The 15,994-nt window shown below is 53.9% G+C and carries 17 protein-coding genes and 1 tRNA gene; 12 read left to right on the top strand and 6 right to left on the bottom strand.

Features of this window, described 5'->3' with window-relative positions:
• Window positions 1-26 precede the first annotated feature (26 nt).
• Window positions 27-1,286 carry a UDP-N-acetylglucosamine 1-carboxyvinyltransferase gene (murA, locus tag C3406_RS08085; RefSeq protein WP_103824931.1) on the top strand — a complete coding sequence of 420 codons (1,260 nt, stop codon included), beginning with the start codon at window positions 27-29 and terminating at the stop codon, window positions 1,284-1,286.
• 60 nt (window positions 1,287-1,346) lie between these two features.
• Here the strand turns inward: murA and sfsB are convergent, their stop codons facing one another.
• Window positions 1,347-1,634, bottom strand: a complete 288-nt coding sequence (sfsB, locus tag C3406_RS08080) for a DNA-binding transcriptional regulator SfsB (protein WP_103824930.1) — start codon at window positions 1,632-1,634, stop codon at window positions 1,347-1,349.
• Window positions 1,635-1,863: 229 nt separating this feature from the next.
• Window positions 1,864-2,835 carry an octaprenyl diphosphate synthase gene (gene ispB / locus C3406_RS08075; RefSeq protein ID WP_103824929.1) on the bottom strand — a complete coding sequence of 324 codons (972 nt, stop codon included), beginning with the start codon at window positions 2,833-2,835 and terminating at the stop codon, window positions 1,864-1,866.
• Window positions 2,836-3,091: 256 nt separating this feature from the next.
• Between ispB and rplU the strand changes: the two genes are divergently transcribed.
• The 4 genes from rplU to cgtA all read left to right on the top strand — a co-directional run bounded on the left by rplU (window position 3,092) and on the right by cgtA (window position 5,920).
• Window positions 3,092-3,403, top strand: a complete 312-nt coding sequence (rplU, locus tag C3406_RS08070) for a 50S ribosomal protein L21 (protein ID WP_042325074.1) — start codon at window positions 3,092-3,094, stop codon at window positions 3,401-3,403.
• 19 nt (window positions 3,404-3,422) lie between these two features.
• Complete coding sequence (rpmA, locus tag C3406_RS08065; RefSeq protein ID WP_007673187.1) at window positions 3,423-3,680, top strand: 50S ribosomal protein L27; 258 nt, start codon at window positions 3,423-3,425, stop codon at window positions 3,678-3,680.
• A 96-nt stretch (window positions 3,681-3,776) separates the two neighbouring features.
• On the top strand, window positions 3,777-4,751 hold the full coding sequence (locus C3406_RS08060; RefSeq protein WP_103824928.1) for a DMT family transporter: 975 nt from the start codon (window positions 3,777-3,779) through the stop codon (window positions 4,749-4,751).
• Window positions 4,748-5,920: an Obg family GTPase CgtA gene (gene cgtA, locus C3406_RS08055; protein ID WP_103824927.1), complete on the top strand. Its 1,173-nt coding sequence runs from the start codon at window positions 4,748-4,750 to the stop codon at window positions 5,918-5,920. The genes C3406_RS08060 and cgtA overlap by 4 nt, the downstream gene beginning before the upstream one ends.
• A 32-nt stretch (window positions 5,921-5,952) precedes the next feature.
• Here cgtA and pmrB read toward each other — a convergent pair whose 3' ends face one another.
• The 3 genes from pmrB to dacB are packed head-to-tail and all read right to left on the bottom strand — an operon-like array spanning window position 5,953 to window position 9,091.
• The gene (gene pmrB / locus C3406_RS08050) at window positions 5,953-6,996 is read right to left on the bottom strand and encodes a two-component system sensor histidine kinase PmrB (RefSeq protein WP_103824926.1); all 1,044 of its coding nucleotides are present in this window, start codon (window positions 6,994-6,996) and stop codon (window positions 5,953-5,955) included.
• Window positions 6,993-7,655 carry a two-component system response regulator PmrA gene (gene pmrA, locus C3406_RS08045; RefSeq protein WP_103177176.1) on the bottom strand — a complete coding sequence of 221 codons (663 nt, stop codon included), beginning with the start codon at window positions 7,653-7,655 and terminating at the stop codon, window positions 6,993-6,995. The genes pmrB and pmrA overlap by 4 nt, the downstream gene beginning before the upstream one ends.
• Window positions 7,656-7,657: 2 nt before the next feature.
• On the bottom strand, window positions 7,658-9,091 hold the full coding sequence (gene dacB / locus C3406_RS08040) for a serine-type D-Ala-D-Ala carboxypeptidase (RefSeq protein WP_103826478.1): 1,434 nt from the start codon (window positions 9,089-9,091) through the stop codon (window positions 7,658-7,660).
• A gap of 246 nt (window positions 9,092-9,337) precedes the next feature.
• On the opposite strand from dacB, the gene greA reads away from it, so the two are divergent.
• On the top strand, window positions 9,338-9,814 hold the full coding sequence (gene greA / locus C3406_RS08035) for a transcription elongation factor GreA (RefSeq protein ID WP_103177174.1): 477 nt from the start codon (window positions 9,338-9,340) through the stop codon (window positions 9,812-9,814).
• 152 nt (window positions 9,815-9,966) lie between these two features.
• Here greA and yhbY read toward each other — a convergent pair whose 3' ends face one another.
• Window positions 9,967-10,260, bottom strand: coding sequence for a ribosome assembly RNA-binding protein YhbY (yhbY, locus tag C3406_RS08030; RefSeq protein ID WP_032614629.1), 294 nt, complete (start codon window positions 10,258-10,260; stop codon window positions 9,967-9,969).
• 122 nt (window positions 10,261-10,382) lie between these two features.
• On the opposite strand from yhbY, the gene rlmE reads away from it, so the two are divergent.
• From rlmE to C3406_RS08000, 6 genes are all read left to right on the top strand, one after another.
• On the top strand, window positions 10,383-11,009 hold the full coding sequence (rlmE, locus tag C3406_RS08025; protein WP_103177173.1) for a 23S rRNA (uridine(2552)-2'-O)-methyltransferase RlmE: 627 nt from the start codon (window positions 10,383-10,385) through the stop codon (window positions 11,007-11,009).
• 102 nt (window positions 11,010-11,111) lie between these two features.
• Window positions 11,112-13,046, top strand: coding sequence for an ATP-dependent zinc metalloprotease FtsH (gene ftsH, locus C3406_RS08020; RefSeq protein WP_103824924.1), 1,935 nt, complete (start codon window positions 11,112-11,114; stop codon window positions 13,044-13,046).
• A 93-nt stretch (window positions 13,047-13,139) separates the two neighbouring features.
• Window positions 13,140-13,988, top strand: a complete 849-nt coding sequence (gene folP, locus C3406_RS08015) for a dihydropteroate synthase (RefSeq protein ID WP_103824923.1) — start codon at window positions 13,140-13,142, stop codon at window positions 13,986-13,988.
• The gene (gene glmM, locus C3406_RS08010) at window positions 13,981-15,318 is read left to right on the top strand and encodes a phosphoglucosamine mutase (RefSeq protein WP_103824922.1); all 1,338 of its coding nucleotides are present in this window, start codon (window positions 13,981-13,983) and stop codon (window positions 15,316-15,318) included. Before folP ends, glmM begins: the two co-directional genes overlap by 8 nt.
• Before the next feature lie 221 nt (window positions 15,319-15,539).
• Window positions 15,540-15,872 (top strand): preprotein translocase subunit SecG, encoded by a 333-nt coding sequence (secG, locus tag C3406_RS08005; protein WP_039031650.1) that lies wholly within the window; start codon window positions 15,540-15,542, stop codon window positions 15,870-15,872.
• 13 nt (window positions 15,873-15,885) lie between these two features.
• Window positions 15,886-15,972 (top strand) — tRNA-Leu (locus tag C3406_RS08000).
• The last annotated feature ends 22 nt before the right edge of the window (window positions 15,973-15,994 follow it).

Here is a 15,994-nt window from a genome sequence, read left to right as displayed (position 1 = left end):
GTTGAATTCATACAGAGAGTAATTACATGGACAAATTTCGTGTTCAGGGGCCGACGCGTCTCCAGGGCGAAGTCACAATTTCCGGCGCTAAAAATGCCGCGCTGCCGATCCTCTTCGCCGCACTGCTTGCGGAAGAGCCGGTAGAGATCCAGAACGTACCAAAGCTGAAAGACATTGATACCACCATGAAACTGCTCGGCCAGTTGGGTACCAAGGTTGAGCGTAACGGATCCGTATGGATCGATGCCAGCAACGTGAATAACTTCTCCGCCCCTTACGATCTGGTGAAGACCATGCGCGCATCCATCTGGGCGCTGGGTCCGCTGGTGGCCCGTTTTGGACAGGGCCAGGTTTCTCTGCCGGGCGGTTGCGCCATTGGCGCGCGTCCGGTGGACCTGCACATTTTTGGCCTTGAGAAGCTGGGCGCAGAAATTAAGCTGGAAGAGGGCTACGTGAAGGCGTCCGTGAATGGCCGTCTGAAAGGCGCCCACATCGTGATGGACAAAGTAAGCGTTGGCGCTACCGTCACCATCATGTCCGCAGCGACGCTGGCCGAAGGCACCACCATCATCGAGAACGCCGCGCGCGAGCCGGAGATCGTGGATACCGCGAACTTCCTGAATACGCTGGGCGCGAAGATCACCGGTCAGGGCACCGACCGTATTACCATTGAAGGCGTTGAGCGTCTGGGTGGCGGCGTATATCGCGTCCTGCCTGACCGTATCGAAACCGGGACCTTCCTGGTCGCCGCAGCCATCTCCGGCGGTAAGATCGTCTGCCGCAACGCCCAGCCTGATACGCTGGACGCGGTACTGGCAAAACTGCGCGAAGCCGGTGCCGATGTTGAAACCGGCGAAGACTGGATCAGCCTGGATATGCACGGTAAACGTCCGAAAGCCGTTAACGTACGTACCTCCCCGCATCCGGCATTCCCGACCGATATGCAGGCCCAGTTCACTCTGCTGAACCTGGTAGCGGAAGGCACCGGTGTGATCACTGAAACGATCTTTGAAAACCGCTTTATGCATGTGCCGGAACTGATCCGTATGGGCGCACACGCTGAGATCGAAAGTAACACCGTGATCTGTCATGGCGTGGAAAAACTGTCTGGTGCTCAGGTGATGGCAACCGATCTGCGTGCTTCTGCGAGCCTGGTACTGGCAGGTTGTATTGCGGAAGGGACGACGCTGGTGGATCGTATTTATCACATCGATCGCGGCTATGAACGCATTGAAGATAAACTGCGCGCTCTGGGTGCAAATATTGAGCGTGTAAAAGGCGAGTAATCGTTCCGGCAGCCCCCTGCCAAAATGACCGGGGGGTTGCTATTCCCGTTTACAAGAGCGTCATTCCTGGCGCTCTTTTTCTTGTTTCTTATGGCGCATCATGCGCGTTCTGTCGACAAACTCGTGAGTGATGGGGTCGTGGTAGCGTGATGGCCAGATAACCCAAGGGTCGGTGCCGAGCGCTGTAGCAATGATCAATTCTCCCTTTGGCCAGGGGCGCGTTAGCGCATTTGCAAGGGTGGATGAACTTAGGCCATTACGGCGTGATTCTGCAGCAAGTGATGTTCCCTTTTTGCGCAGCGCGGCGATGATATCGGCCGAGTGCCAGTCGGTAAATTTCTTATCCATTCAGCTATCCCTCTGTTCGGGTACGTGTACGTCATTTCCTCTTAAATGACAGTGTTACTATACCTTCTTCAAACATCGGTTCTAAAAAGTTCGCATTACAGGAGGCAATATTCGGATTTTACCAGGGCTTTAATCATGCGGCCTGTAAGGGGATTATTTAACAGTTTCATGGATAAAAATTGGAACTTACTAGAACTCTCTTTTCACATAAAAGAGAGTTCATCGGGGGTTATCGATCGCGCTGAACAGCAATATGCGCGAGGCCGATCAGGGCGTCTCGCCATGGGCTGTCAGGGATGACCTGAAGTGCGGCAATGGCTTTATCCGCTTCTTCCTCAGCACGCTGGCGCGTCCATTCCAGGGAACCACAGGTTGCCATTGCTTCCAGTACAGGTTCCAGAAGATGTCGACCGTTTCCTTGCTCAATCGCTTCGCGAATAAGCTTAGCCTGTTCAGGGGTGCCGTGACGCATAGCATGCAGCAGCGGCAGCGTCGGTTTGCCTTCATTAAGGTCATCACCGACGTTCTTGCCGAGCGTTTCGCCATCGGCGCTGTAGTCGAGCAGATCGTCGATCAGCTGGAAGGCGGTGCCAAGGTAGCGCCCGTAATCCTGCAGCCCACGCTCCTGCTCGTCAGTACAGCCGGCCAGAATACCGGAGCACTGCGCAGCGGCTTCGAACAGACGAGCGGTTTTGCTGTAGATCACCCGCATGTAGTTCTCTTCAGTGATGTCCGGGTCGTTGACGTTCATCAGCTGCAGAACTTCGCCTTCCGCAATGACGTTCACCGCTTTGGACATCACTTCCAGGATCTTCAGCGATCCCAGGCTGGTCATCATCTGGAAGGCGCGCGTATAGATAAAATCGCCTACCAGCACGCTGGCAGCATTGCCAAACGCGGCGTTGGCGGTGGCTTTGCCACGACGCATGTCGGACTCATCGACAACGTCATCATGCAGCAGCGTGGCGGTATGGATAAATTCGATCAGCGCTGCGATCGTTACGTGCGCGTTCTCCTGATAGCCGACCGCTCGGGCGGCCAGCACAGCGATCATTGGACGGATGCGTTTACCCCCGCCGCTGACGATGTAATAACCCAACTGATTGATTAGTTGAACGTCAGAATCGAGCTGCTCCAGGATCGCTGCATTCACACCCGCCATATCTTGCGCGGTTAACTCATTGATTTTTTCTAAATTCATCGCAAAAGCCGGGCTTTAAGTCCTGTTTACCACATATCAAATGGGCTAACGAAGGGTTCGGTTTATCAATAGTAGCGCTGATTGTACTGAAAAAACGCGGCAGATAAACGTTACCGTACGTGTTGTGTTTTTTTTCTTCATGTATTGACTGTAGCACTTGTCAAAGGCTCGCGTTTTGCGTAATATTCGCGCCCTATTGTGAATATTTATAGCGCACTCTGAATCACACGAGGATGTGCGCGGAAGCGGAGTTTATATGTACGCGGTTTTCCAAAGTGGTGGTAAACAACACCGAGTAAGCGAAGGTCAGACCGTTCGCCTGGAAAAGCTGGACATCGCAACTGGCGAATCTATTGAATTCGCTGAAGTTCTGATGATCGCAAACGGTGAAGAAGTCAAAATCGGCGTTCCTTTCGTTGATGGCGGCGTTATCAAAGCTGAAGTTGTTGCTCATGGTCGTGGCGAGAAAGTTAAAATCGTTAAGTTTCGTCGTCGTAAACACTACCGTAAGCAGCAGGGCCACCGTCAGTGGTTCACTGATGTGAAAATTACTGGCATCAGCGCCTAAGACCTGAGGAGAGATTTAAATGGCACATAAAAAGGCTGGCGGCTCCACACGTAACGGTCGCGATTCAGAAGCTAAACGCCTCGGCGTTAAGCGTTTCGGTGGCGAAACCGTTCTGGCGGGTAGCATCATCGTTCGTCAGCGTGGCACCAAATTCCACGCTGGTAACAACGTAGGTTGCGGTCGTGACCACACTCTGTTTGCTAAAGCAGACGGTAAAGTGAAATTTGAAGTTAAAGGCCCGAACAACCGTAAATACATCAGCATTGTTGCTGAGTAAGGTTTTCTCGGTCCGGTAACGGATTAAAGCCCCGCAACGTGTTGCGGGGCTTTTTACATTGGAAACCCGGTAATTTTTTCGGTAGGGAAAACGGGCATGAAGCAGCAGGCCGGCATTGGTATTCTTTTGGCGCTCACTACCGCAATGTGCTGGGGTGCGCTGCCAATTGCAATGAAGCAGGTACTGGAAGTGATGGAGCCGCCAACGGTGGTCTTCTACCGCTTCCTGATGGCCGGTATTGGATTAGGTATTATCCTTGCGATAAAGGGTAAGCTTCCTCCGCTGCGTATCTTTCGCAAACCGCGCTGGCTGGTACTGCTGGCGATTGCGACAGGTGGCCTGTTCGGTAACTTCATTCTGTTCAGTTCTTCCCTGCAATACCTCAGTCCTACGGCCTCGCAGGTTATTGGCCAGCTCTCGCCGGTAGGCATGATGGTTGCCAGCGTCTTTATTCTGAAAGAGAAGATGCGCGGCACGCAGATTATCGGGGCACTGATGCTGCTTTGCGGTCTGGTGTTGTTCTTCAATACCAGTCTGATAGAGATTTTTACCCGCCTGACGGATTACACCTGGGGTGTAATTTTCGGGGTGGGCGCGGCGGCGGTATGGGTGAGTTATGGCGTCGCGCAAAAGGTGTTATTACGCCGTCTGGCGTCACAGCAGATTCTGTTTTTGCTGTACACTTTATGTACTATTGCCCTGTTGCCGCTGGCGAAGCCGGGAGTCATCTCCCAGTTAAGCGACTGGCAGCTGGCGTGTCTGATCTTTTGTGGTCTGAACACATTAGTGGGTTATGGCGCGCTGGCAGAAGCGATGGCGCGCTGGCAGGCAGCGCAGGTAAGTGCGCTGATTACGCTGACGCCACTGTTTACACTGTTATTTTCAGATTTATTATCAATGGCCTGGCCCGATTTCTTCGTCAAACCGATGTTAAACCTGTTGGCTTATCTCGGTGCGTTTGTCGTGGTTGCGGGCGCGATGTATTCCGCCATTGGTCATCGTCTTTGGGGACGTTGGCGCAAAAATGAAGCGGCCCCCGCTCAGGCGAATGATTTACGGAGAGTAAAATGAAGTTTGTTGATGAAGCAACGATCCTGGTCGTGGCAGGTGATGGCGGTAATGGTTGCGTAAGCTTCCGCCGCGAAAAATACATTCCCCGTGGCGGTCCTGATGGCGGCGACGGTGGCGACGGCGGTGACGTCTGGTTAGAGGCGGATGAAAACCTCAACACCCTGATCGACTACCGTTTCGAAAAATCATTCCGTGCTGAGCGCGGTCAGAATGGCCAGAGCCGTGACTGTACCGGTAAACGCGGGAAAGATGTCACGGTTAAAGTTCCTGTCGGAACGCGTGTTATCGATCAGGGCACGGGCGAAACCATGGGTGATATGACCAAACATGGTCAGCGCCTGATGGTCGCAAAAGGCGGCTGGCACGGTCTGGGTAATACCCGTTTCAAATCCTCCGTTAACCGTACGCCGCGTCAGAAGACGATGGGTACGCCGGGTGATAAGCGCGATCTGCAGCTGGAACTGATGCTGCTGGCGGACGTGGGTATGCTGGGGATGCCAAACGCAGGTAAATCCACCTTTATCCGTGCTGTCTCTGCGGCCAAACCAAAAGTGGCCGACTATCCGTTTACGACCCTGGTACCAAGCCTCGGCGTAGTGCGTATGGACAACGAGAAGAGCTTCGTCGTGGCCGATATCCCGGGCCTGATCGAAGGCGCTGCCGAAGGGGCGGGCTTAGGTATTCGCTTCCTGAAGCACCTTGAGCGTTGCCGCGTTCTGCTGCACCTCATCGATATCGATCCAATCGACGGTTCCGATCCGGTGGAAAACGCCCGTATCATTATCGGCGAGCTGGAAAAATACAGCGACAAACTGGCTGCCAAGCCGCGCTGGCTGGTCTTTAACAAGATCGACCTGATGGACAAAGCAGAAGCCGAAGCGAAGGCGAAAGCCATTGCCGAAGCGATGGGCTGGGAAGACAAGTACTATCTCATCTCCGCCGCAAGCCAGATGGGTGTGAAAGAGCTGTGCTGGGATGTGATGACCTTCATCATCGAGAACCCGGTAACGCAGGCAGAAGAAGCGAAACAGCCTGAGAAAGTCGAATTCATGTGGGATGACTACCACCGTCAGCAGCTTGAAGAGCAGGCGGAAGAAGACGACGAAGAGTGGGATGACGACTGGGATGAAGATGACGAAGAAGGCGTCGAATTCATCTATAAGCGTTAAAACCATCATGAGCCCCCTATCAAGGGGGCTTTTTAGTTCAGTGTTTCAGGCAGCCAGCAGGTGACTATCAAGCCGCCTTCGGGGCGATTTTCCAGCGTCAGCTTGCCGCGATGCAGCTGTACAATACGCTGAACGATGCTCAGCCCCAGCCCGCTACCGCCATAGCGTTGATCGATGCGGCGAAACGGCTCGGTAATCGACTGGCGATGGGCTTCATCTATGCCAGGCCCCTGATCGCTGACGCTCACCTGCGTACCGCCGTCGACCTCCTGCATGGCGACTTCAATAGTGGTTCCCGCCGGGCTGTAACGCACCGCGTTTTCCAGCAAATTACGTAACATCAGCCGTAACAGGATTGCATCGCCCTGTACGTTCTGTGGGCTCGCCTGCGGCCAGACCAGGGTGTGATTTTTCGCCTCATTCTCCAGCGCCAGCGGCGCAATAATGGCTTCGCTCCAGTTAACCGTATCATAGTGGCCGCTGGCCATAGCTTGCCCCGCCCGGGCCAGCATTAGCAGTTGCTCTACGGTATGCATCAGTTGATCGATTCGGGCAATCAGCGTCGTCGCCTGGGGCGAGCCTGACTGCGCCATCAGCTCCAGATGCAGGCGAATACCCGCCAGGGGCGTACGCAGCTCATGCGCGGCATCAGCGGTGAACAGGCGCTCCTGCTGAATGGTTTGATCCAGCCGGGCGAGCAGCTGATTCAGCGAGGTGGTGACGGCGCCTATTTCCTCCATATCGGAGTACATCGGCAGCGGCGTAAGATTATCGGCAGAACGGTTCGCAAGGCTGGTGCGTAGCTGATTCAGCGGACGGGTGATCCAGCTGACGGCCCAGAAAGAGAAGAGCAGGGTAAACCCGACCATCACCAGCGAAGGGACCAGCAACGAGGCGATCGCCTCCCGGATCTCTTTCTCGACATGCTGGTTGCGGGATTTTGCCGACAGCGTCTCACTCACCAGAAAGCTGATTTGCTCCCGGCTCTCATGCCAGAGCCAGATGACGCTGATCAGTTGAAAGAAAAGCAGAATAACTGCCAACAGCACCATCAGACGACGGCGCATGCTGTTCATTTTTGACTCTCAAGGCGATATCCCACGCCGCGTACCGTTTTGATCCGGTCTTTGCCCAGCTTGCGTCGCAGATTATGGATATGCACCTCCAGCGTGTTAGAGCCGGGGTCGTCCTGCCAGGAGTAAATATCCTGCTGTAAGGTTTCCCGGTGGACGGTCTGTCCGGTGCGCATAATCAGCCGGGTTAACAGGGCGAACTCTTTAGGGGTGACTTCGACCGGCTGGGACTGCTGTAACACCTGCTGGGTTTGCAGATTTAACGTCAGATCGCCATCGCTGAGCAGGTTATCGCTGTGCCCCTGATAGCGCCGGATCAACGCTCTGGCGCGCGCCTGGAGTTCCGCCAGCGCAAAGGGCTTGACCAGATAGTCATCGGCGCCGGAGTCCAGGCCGTTTATCCGGTCTTCCAGCGCGTCGCGGGCGGTCAGGATCAGCACAGGGTTATCGATACCCCGTCGGCGCCACTGGCTTAGCAGGGTGGCGCCGTCTTTATCCGGCAGGCCAAGATCGAGGATCACCAGACTGTATTCGCCGCTCTGGATAAGGCCATCAGCTTCGGCGGCGGTACCCGCGCAATCAAGCGTGTAGCCTTCAGCCGAGAGCGCCAGCGCCAGTCCTTCCTGCAACAGCAGATCGTCTTCAACAATGAGTAATTTCATCGCTAGTTGTTCTGATAAATGTCCTTGTAAAGCCGGCTTTCAAAGCGCACCAGCGGGATACGACGGTTACGTTGGTCGGCAGGTTCCACCGCGTAGCCAGAAAGATACTGCACAAATGCCATCCGCTGTCCGCTGGCGGTGGTGATAAATCCGGCAAGGTTATACACCCCCTGCAGGGAGCCCGTTTTGGCGGAGACTTTGCCATCGACGCCCGCGGCATGCAGGCCCGCACGGTACTGCAGGGAGCCGTCATAACCGGCGAGCGGCAGCATTGAGATAAAGTTTAGTTCAGTGTCGTGCTGAGCAATGTACTGAAGGACCTGCATCATGGTGGCAGGAGAGATCAGGTTATGGCGCGACAGACCTGAACCATCGACCGCGATGGTATTGCCAAGATCGATGCCAGCCTGCTGGCGGAGGATCTGACGAACCGCATCTGAACCGGCACGCCAGGTGCCAGGTACGCCAAAGCGGGCATGCCCAATCATGCGAAATACGGTATCGGCGATCATGTTGTCCGATTTTTTCAGCATGATCTTCAGCAGATCGTGCAGCGGCGCCGACTGCTTACTGGCAATCACGGTGCCGGGCTCGTTGCTCTGCGTCTGACGCAGCAGGGTACCGCTGTAAGTGATGTTGGCCTGCTTCAGTTCATTCTTAAGGATCGCCCCGGCATAGCTTGCGCCATCCTGAATGGCGAAGGCCAGCGGCAGCGGATCGGCCCGCTGCGTCAGGCAGCCGGTCAGGGTAAAGCGGTTCAAATCGCCCGGGACGACATCCAGTTCGCAGTACTGCGCTTCCGGGGAACCTTTCGCCAGGGTACGCACCTGGCTGAACATGTTGACCGGATAGTAAGAGGCCACCCGAATGAAGGCTAAATCGTTCGGTTTGGGGGCGCTGTATAACGAAATGGAGAAGCAGTTGCGATCGACGATCGCGGCCGCAGGCGGGGCGCTAAAGCACTGGGTCATGTCATTCCACGGCCAGCCGGGGGCTTTATCATGGCTGGCAAAAATGGATGTATCGATAAGCACATTGCCTTCAATGCGCTGTACACCAGACTTCTTTAACACGGCGACCATGTTGCGGATATCCTGACGCTTAAATGTCGGATCGCCGCCAAAACGGGCAATAAGATCGCCTTTCAGCACGCCGTTCTCAACGTTGCCTTTGCTTTCAAGCGTGGTCGTAAAATGAAAGTCAGGCCCAAGCTGCAGCAGGGCGGCCAGCGCCGTGATCACCTTTTGGGTACTGGCAGGCAGAGCCATCTGCTGGCTGTGATAATCAATCTCAGGCGCCTGAGCCCCCACCTTTTGCACGACCAGGGCAAGATTGGCGCCATCGGGCAGCTGATTAATGTACTCGTCAACGTTCGCTGCCTGGACAGTGAACGCAATAGTGGTGGTCAATCCGATGATAAATCTGGAAAATCGCATAATCTCGCGCTAACAACCCGGAAACAAACCGTCATACTACGGCCCAACGCCCTGTAAAGTAAACGATGACCCATACTGAACTTCGCGTTAAAATACGTATCAAACTGAAAAATTGCTGCTGACCTGGGACATTGTTTCCGGGTCAGTTTTCTTTTGCTTCTGACCTGTGCCAGGCTGTGATGCCTGCGGGGCCAGTAGTCGGGTCGGTTAACCGTACCTAACAGGAATGTCAAAGAGGTATAACAAATGCAAGCTATTCCGATGACCTTACGTGGTGCTGAAAAACTGCGTGAAGAACTGGATTTTTTGAAATCTGTTCGCCGCCCTGAAATCATCGCCGCCATTGCGGAAGCACGTGAGCATGGCGATCTGAAAGAGAATGCTGAGTATCACGCCGCGCGTGAGCAGCAGGGGTTCTGCGAAGGGCGTATCAAAGATATCGAAGCCAAGCTGTCAAATGCGCAGGTGATTGATATCACAAAAATGCCAAATAACGGACGCGTGATTTTTGGCTCTACCGTCACCGTGATTAACCTGGATACGGACGAAGAGGTCTCCTACCGCATCGTGGGTGATGACGAGGCTGATTTTAAGCAGAATCTGATCTCAGTAAACTCGCCAATTGCACGCGGTCTGGTGGGTAAAGAGCAGGACGATGTTGTCACTATCCGTACGCCAGGCGGCGAAGTGGAATTCGAAATTACCAAGGTTGATTACCTGTAATTCGCATCCCTGGACAGATGTTGATAGATTGTAAAGATAGGAAAAAGGCCGCATAGCGGCCTTTTATCAACTCAAGGAGCATGGCATTTTGCTCACCTGCTAAAGAAAAACCCCTCGTTTTACACAGTAAATGTGTTCAATTCAGGATAATCTTAGCGTGGCAGCGAGATTTTACGCTCTTTAGATGGGCGGTAGAGCACCAGCGTTTTACCGATGACCTGTACATTACAGGCGCCGGTCTCGCGCACGATTGCTTCCACGATCAAGGTCTTGGTGTCTCTGTCTTCAGAGGCGATTTTCACCTTGATTAATTCGTGGTGCTCCAGCGCTTGTTCAATCTCGGCCAGTACCCCTTCGGTCAAACCATTGTTGCCAAGCATCACTACAGGCTTGAGCGGATGTGCCAGACCTTTAAGGTGCTGTTTTTGTTTAGTACTCAGATTCATCGTATATTTTTGCTTACGTTGGGATTGAAAACGGTTCATTCTACCGCCATCTCCCTAATATCGCCAAATTGCTGAGTGGAAATTTACACCACAGGCTACGATGAACCAGGACGGAAAGTTAAATGACAGGTAAAAAGCGTTCTGCTAGCTCGAGCCGCTGGCTCCAGGAACACTTTAGCGATAAATATGTTCAACAGGCACAGAAAAAGGGGTTACGTTCCCGTGCCTGGTTTAAACTTGATGAAATACAGCAAAGTGACAAACTCTTTAAACCGGGGATGACAGTTGTTGACCTCGGTGCAGCGCCCGGTGGATGGTCGCAATATGCGGTAACGCAAATCGGCGGAACGGGCCGAATTATCGCCTGCGATCTTTTACCTATGGATCCTATCGTTGGTGTGGACTTCCTTCAGGGCGATTTTCGTGATGAATTAGTACTGAAAGCGTTACTTGAACGGGTAGGTGACAGTAAAGTTCAGGTTGTCATGTCCGATATGGCGCCAAATATGTGCGGAACACCGGCGGTGGATATCCCCCGCTCCATGTATCTGGTAGAACTGGCGTTAGAAATGTGTCGTGATGTATTAGCGCCGGGTGGTAGTTTTTTAGTAAAGGTGTTCCAGGGCGAAGGTTTCGAGGAGTATCTGAAGGAAATTCGCTCCCTGTTTACGAAGGTCAAAGTTCGTAAACCGGACTCTTCGCGTGCGCGTTCACGTGAAGTGTATATTGTAGCGACCGGGCGAAAATGATAACCGGTGAATTTCAGGCGAAAGTTTGAAATAAATCGGATACAGAGTATCCTGACGCTGTTTTTAACACAGTTGTAATAAGAGGTTAATCCCTTGAGTGACATGGCGAAAAACCTAATACTCTGGCTGGTCATTGCCGTTGTGCTGATGTCAGTATTCCAGAGCTTTGGGCCCAGCGAGTCTAATGGCCGTAAGGTGGACTACTCTACCTTCCTGCAAGAGGTCAACCAGGATCAGGTTCGCGAAGCGCGTATCAACGGACGTGAGATCAACGTTACCAAGAAAGATAGTAACCGTTACACGACTTACATTCCGGTGAACGATCCTAAGCTGCTTGATAACCTGCTGACTAAAAACGTTAAGGTTGTCGGCGAGCCGCCGGAAGAGCCAAGCCTGCTGGCTTCTATCTTCATTTCCTGGTTCCCGATGCTGCTGCTTATCGGCGTCTGGATCTTCTTTATGCGTCAGATGCAGGGCGGCGGTGGCAAAGGCGCCATGTCGTTCGGCAAGAGCAAGGCGCGTATGCTGACGGAAGACCAGATCAAAACCACTTTTGCTGACGTTGCAGGTTGCGACGAAGCGAAAGAAGAGGTGGGTGAACTGGTTGAATACCTGCGTGAGCCGAGCCGTTTCCAGAAACTGGGCGGTAAGATCCCGAAAGGCGTTCTGATGGTAGGTCCTCCTGGTACCGGTAAAACCCTGCTGGCGAAAGCCATCGCAGGTGAAGCGAAGGTGCCGTTCTTTACCATTTCCGGTTCTGACTTCGTTGAAATGTTCGTGGGTGTGGGTGCATCTCGTGTGCGTGACATGTTCGAACAGGCCAAGAAAGCCGCACCGTGCATCATCTTCATCGATGAAATCGACGCCGTAGGTCGCCAGCGTGGCGCGGGCCTGGGCGGTGGTCACGATGAACGTGAGCAGACGCTGAACCAGATGCTGGTCGAGATGGATGGCTTTGAAGGTAACGAAGGCATTATCGTTATCGCTGCAACTAACCGTCCGGACGTTCTTGACCCTGCGCTGCTGCGTCCAGGTCGTTTTGACCGTCAGGTTGTGGTTGGTCTGCCAGACGTTCGTGGTCGTGAGCAGATCCTGAAAGTGCATATGCGTCGCGTACCGCTCTCTCCGGACATCGATGCGGCAATCATTGCGCGCGGTACGCCAGGCTTCTCCGGTGCCGATCTGGCTAACCTGGTGAACGAAGCTGCGCTGTTTGCTGCCCGTGGCAACAAGCGTGTGGTCTCCATGGTGGAGTTCGAGAAAGCGAAAGACAAAATCATGATGGGTGCGGAACGTCGCTCCATGGTGATGACGGAAGCGCAGAAAGAGTCCACGGCTTACCACGAAGCGGGTCACGCGATTATCGGTCGCCTGGTGCCGGAACATGATCCGGTGCATAAAGTGACGATTATTCCACGTGGTCGTGCGTTGGGCGTTACGTTCTTCCTGCCGGAAGGCGATGCAATCAGTGCCAGCCGCCAGAAACTGGAAAGCCAGATTTCAACCCTCTACGGTGGTCGTCTGGCAGAAGAAATTATCTACGGTGTGGAACATGTTTCGACCGGTGCGTCTAACGACATTAAAGTCGCGACCAACCTGGCCCGTAACATGGTGACCCAGTGGGGCTTCTCCGACAAACTTGGTCCGCTGCTCTATGCGGAAGAAGAAGGCGAAGTGTTCCTTGGCCGCAGCGTGGCGAAAGCGAAACATATGTCCGATGAGACAGCTCGTATCATCGACCAGGAAGTAAAAGCGCTGATTGAACGTAACTACGGTCGCGCTCGTCAGATCCTGAATGACAATATGGATATCCTGCACGCCATGAAAGATGCGCTCATGAAATATGAGACCATCGATGCGCCGCAGATTGACGACCTGATGGCTCGCCGTGATGTTCGTCCGCCTGCGGGCTGGGAAGATCCAGGTGCCTCTAACAACTCTGACAACAACAGTACGCCACGTGCGCCGCGTCCGGTCGATGAACCGCGTACGCCAAACCCGGGTAACACCATGTCAGAACAGTTGGGCGATAAATAAGCCACCGCTGTCAATGATCTTCTCTTAACCTGAAACCCTGGGGCTTGCCCCGGGGTTTTTCTTGTCTGCTTAACCAAAAATCAGGGACTTGCTATGAAACTCTTCGCCCAGGATTCTTATCTCGATCTTTCTCATCCCCATGTGATGGGGATCCTGAACGTCACGCCAGACTCTTTTTCCGATGGCGGCACGCATAACTCGCTTATCGATGCGGTCAGGCATGCGAATCTGATGATCAACGCTGGCGCGACGATTATCGACGTAGGTGGAGAGTCAACGCGACCTGGGGCTGCGGATGTCAGCGTTGATGAAGAGTTATCGCGCGTTATCCCGGTCGTTGAGGCGATCGCTCAGCGTTTCGAAGTCTGGATCTCTGTTGATACCTCCAAACCCGAGGTGATTCGCGAATCGGCAAGAGTGGGCGCTCACATTATCAATGACATTCGCTCCCTCACCGAGCCCGGTGCGCTTGAAGCGGCTGCCGAGACCGGGTTACCGGTATGCCTGATGCATATGCAGGGTCAGCCGAAAACCATGCAGGATGCGCCGAAATACAGCGACGTGTTTGCGGACGTGAACCGCTACTTTGAAGAGCATATTGCGCGCTGTGAACGTGCCGGTATCGCAAAAGCGAAATTGCTGCTCGACCCGGGCTTCGGTTTCGGTAAAAATCTCTCTCACAACTACGAACTTCTTGCGCGCTTATCGGAGTTTCACCATTTTGGCCTGCCGCTGCTGGTCGGAATGTCGAGAAAATCAATGATAGGCCAACTGCTTAACGTTGGGCCGTCAGAACGTCTGAGTGGCAGTCTGGCCTGTGCGGTGATTGCAGCGATGCAGGGAGCACATATAATTCGCGTCCATGACGTAAAAGAAACAGCAGAAGCCATGCGAGTGGTGGAAGCCACACTGGCAGCTAAGGAAAACTCCCGCTATGAGTAATCGTAAATTTTTTGGTACCGACGGCATTCGTGGACGCGTGGGCGATGCGCCAATCACTCCTGAGTTTGTACTGAAGTTAGGCTGGGCGGCTGGCAAGGTGCTGGCAAGCCACGGTTCGCGCAAAATCATTATCGGTAAAGATACGCGTATTTCCGGTTACATGCTCGAATCCGCACTGGAAGCGGGTCTGTCTGCCGCTGGGCTCTCCGCCTCTTTCACGGGCCCTATGCCAACCCCCGCAGTGGCCTATCTGACCCGCGCGTTCCGTGCCGAAGCGGGCATCGTGATCTCTGCCTCGCATAACCCGTTCTACGATAACGGCATCAAATTCTTCTCCATTGACGGCACCAAACTGCCGGATGACGTTGAAGAAGCGATTGAAGCGGAAATGGAAAAAGAGCTGACCTGCGTTGACTCCGCTGAGCTGGGTAAAGCCAGCCGTATCGTCGATGCTGCGGGTCGCTATATTGAATTTTGCAAAGGCACCTTCCCGAACGAACTCAGCCTGGGTCATCTGAAAATCGTGGTGGACTGCGCTAACGGTGCAACCTACCACATCGCCCCTAACGTATTCCGCGAACTGGGCGCGCAGGTTGTTGCCATCGGTTGCGAGCCAAACGGTCTGAATATCAATGCCGAGGTAGGTGCAACGGATGTTCGCGCTCTGCAGGCGCGCGTACTGGCGGAGAAGGCCGATCTCGGGATTGCTTACGATGGCGATGGTGACCGCGTCATCATGGTTGACCATGAAGGCAATAAAGTCGATGGCGACCAGATCCTCTATATCATCGCCCGTGAAGGTCTGCGTCAGGGACAGCTGCGCGGTGGTGCCGTTGGAACGCTGATGAGCAACATGGGTCTGGAGCTGGCGCTCAAGCAGCTGGGTATTCCGTTTGTGCGCGCCAAGGTTGGCGACCGTTACGTACTGGAAAAACTGCAGGAGAAAGGCTGGCGCATCGGTGCGGAGAACTCCGGTCACGTGATCCTGCTCGACAAAACCACTACCGGTGACGGGATCGTGGCGAGCCTGCAGGTTGTGGCAGCGATGGTGCGTAACCATATGTCTCTGCACGATCTGTGCAGTGGGATGAAAATGTTCCCGCAGATCCTGGTCAACGTTCGCTTTACGGCAGGTAAGGGCGATCCACTGGAAAACGAGAACGTGAAAGCGGTGATGGCTGAAGTGGAGGCGGCGTTGGGCTCCCGTGGCCGTGTTCTGCTGCGTAAGTCGGGTACCGAACCGCTGATCCGTGTGATGGTGGAAGGGGAAGACGAAGCACAGGTCACCGAGTTTGCCTATCGCATCGCTGATGCGGTAAAAGCTGCGTAACCTCTGGTAAGTGTCTAAAAAGGCGGCTTATGCCGCCTTTGTTTTGTACAGTTATGGCGGTTTTGCTGTTTTTTTCCGCACTTGATACAATGAGCTGAAATTGCCCTTGCGAAGGTCATTCGCTTTGGTTAGTATTCACACCCGCTTCAGTGGGAAAGCAAAATTCCTGCTTATTGGTTGAAGCATTGGTATGCGGCAAATCCGCAAGGAACAGGTTGATTATGTACGAAGCTCTTTTAGTTGTTTTCCTTATTGTAGCCATCGCTCTGGTAGCGCTGATCATGCTGCAGCAAGGTAAAGGCGCTGATATGGGGGCCTCTTTTGGAGCAGGCGCTTCTGGTACGCTGTTCGGTTCAAGTGGTTCTGGTAACTTCATGACCCGCGCAACGGCGATTCTGGCAACGCTGTTTTTCATCATCAGTCTGGCGCTTGGCAATATCAATAGCAACAAGATCAACAAAGGAAGCGAGTGGGATAACCTGAGCGCGCCAGCGAAATCTGAGCAGACTCAGCCAGCTGCACCGGCTAAGCCGACCAGCGATATCCCGCAGTAAGAGTAGTATCTGTGCTGAGGTGGTGGAATTGGTAGACACGCTACCTTGAGGTGGTAGTGCCCTAACGGGCTTGTGGGTTCGAGTCCCATCCTCAGTACCAATATTCCGAAAGAAAGACGTCG

Source organism: Leclercia sp. LSNIH8 (assembly GCF_002920195.1).
Classification (GTDB): Bacteria; Pseudomonadota; Gammaproteobacteria; order Enterobacterales; family Enterobacteriaceae; genus Enterobacter.
Note: the sequence above shows the minus strand (reverse complement) of the source record. Positions and strands in the feature narration are given on the sequence as shown.

Excerpts from the sequence above, each read along its gene's own strand:
- murA (WP_103824931.1), top strand. The coding sequence starts at position 27 with ATGGACAAATTTCGTGTTCAGGGGCCGACGCGTCTCCAGGGCGAAGTC.
- sfsB (WP_103824930.1), bottom strand. The coding sequence starts at position 1,634 with ATGGATAAGAAATTTACCGACTGGCACTCGGCCGATATCATCGCCGCG.
- ispB (WP_103824929.1), bottom strand. The coding sequence starts at position 2,835 with ATGAATTTAGAAAAAATCAATGAGTTAACCGCGCAAGATATGGCGGGT.
- rplU (WP_042325074.1), top strand. The coding sequence starts at position 3,092 with ATGTACGCGGTTTTCCAAAGTGGTGGTAAACAACACCGAGTAAGCGAA.
- rpmA (WP_007673187.1), top strand. The coding sequence starts at position 3,423 with ATGGCACATAAAAAGGCTGGCGGCTCCACACGTAACGGTCGCGATTCA.
- C3406_RS08060 (WP_103824928.1), top strand. The coding sequence starts at position 3,777 with ATGAAGCAGCAGGCCGGCATTGGTATTCTTTTGGCGCTCACTACCGCA.
- cgtA (WP_103824927.1), top strand. The coding sequence starts at position 4,748 with ATGAAGTTTGTTGATGAAGCAACGATCCTGGTCGTGGCAGGTGATGGC.
- pmrB (WP_103824926.1), bottom strand. The coding sequence starts at position 6,996 with ATGAACAGCATGCGCCGTCGTCTGATGGTGCTGTTGGCAGTTATTCTG.
- pmrA (WP_103177176.1), bottom strand. The coding sequence starts at position 7,655 with ATGAAATTACTCATTGTTGAAGACGATCTGCTGTTGCAGGAAGGACTG.
- dacB (WP_103826478.1), bottom strand. The coding sequence starts at position 9,091 with ATGCGATTTTCCAGATTTATCATCGGATTGACCACCACTATTGCGTTC.
- greA (WP_103177174.1), top strand. The coding sequence starts at position 9,338 with ATGCAAGCTATTCCGATGACCTTACGTGGTGCTGAAAAACTGCGTGAA.
- yhbY (WP_032614629.1), bottom strand. The coding sequence starts at position 10,260 with ATGAATCTGAGTACTAAACAAAAACAGCACCTTAAAGGTCTGGCACAT.
- rlmE (WP_103177173.1), top strand. The coding sequence starts at position 10,383 with ATGACAGGTAAAAAGCGTTCTGCTAGCTCGAGCCGCTGGCTCCAGGAA.
- ftsH (WP_103824924.1), top strand. The coding sequence starts at position 11,112 with ATGGCGAAAAACCTAATACTCTGGCTGGTCATTGCCGTTGTGCTGATG.
- folP (WP_103824923.1), top strand. The coding sequence starts at position 13,140 with ATGAAACTCTTCGCCCAGGATTCTTATCTCGATCTTTCTCATCCCCAT.
- glmM (WP_103824922.1), top strand. The coding sequence starts at position 13,981 with ATGAGTAATCGTAAATTTTTTGGTACCGACGGCATTCGTGGACGCGTG.
- secG (WP_039031650.1), top strand. The coding sequence starts at position 15,540 with ATGTACGAAGCTCTTTTAGTTGTTTTCCTTATTGTAGCCATCGCTCTG.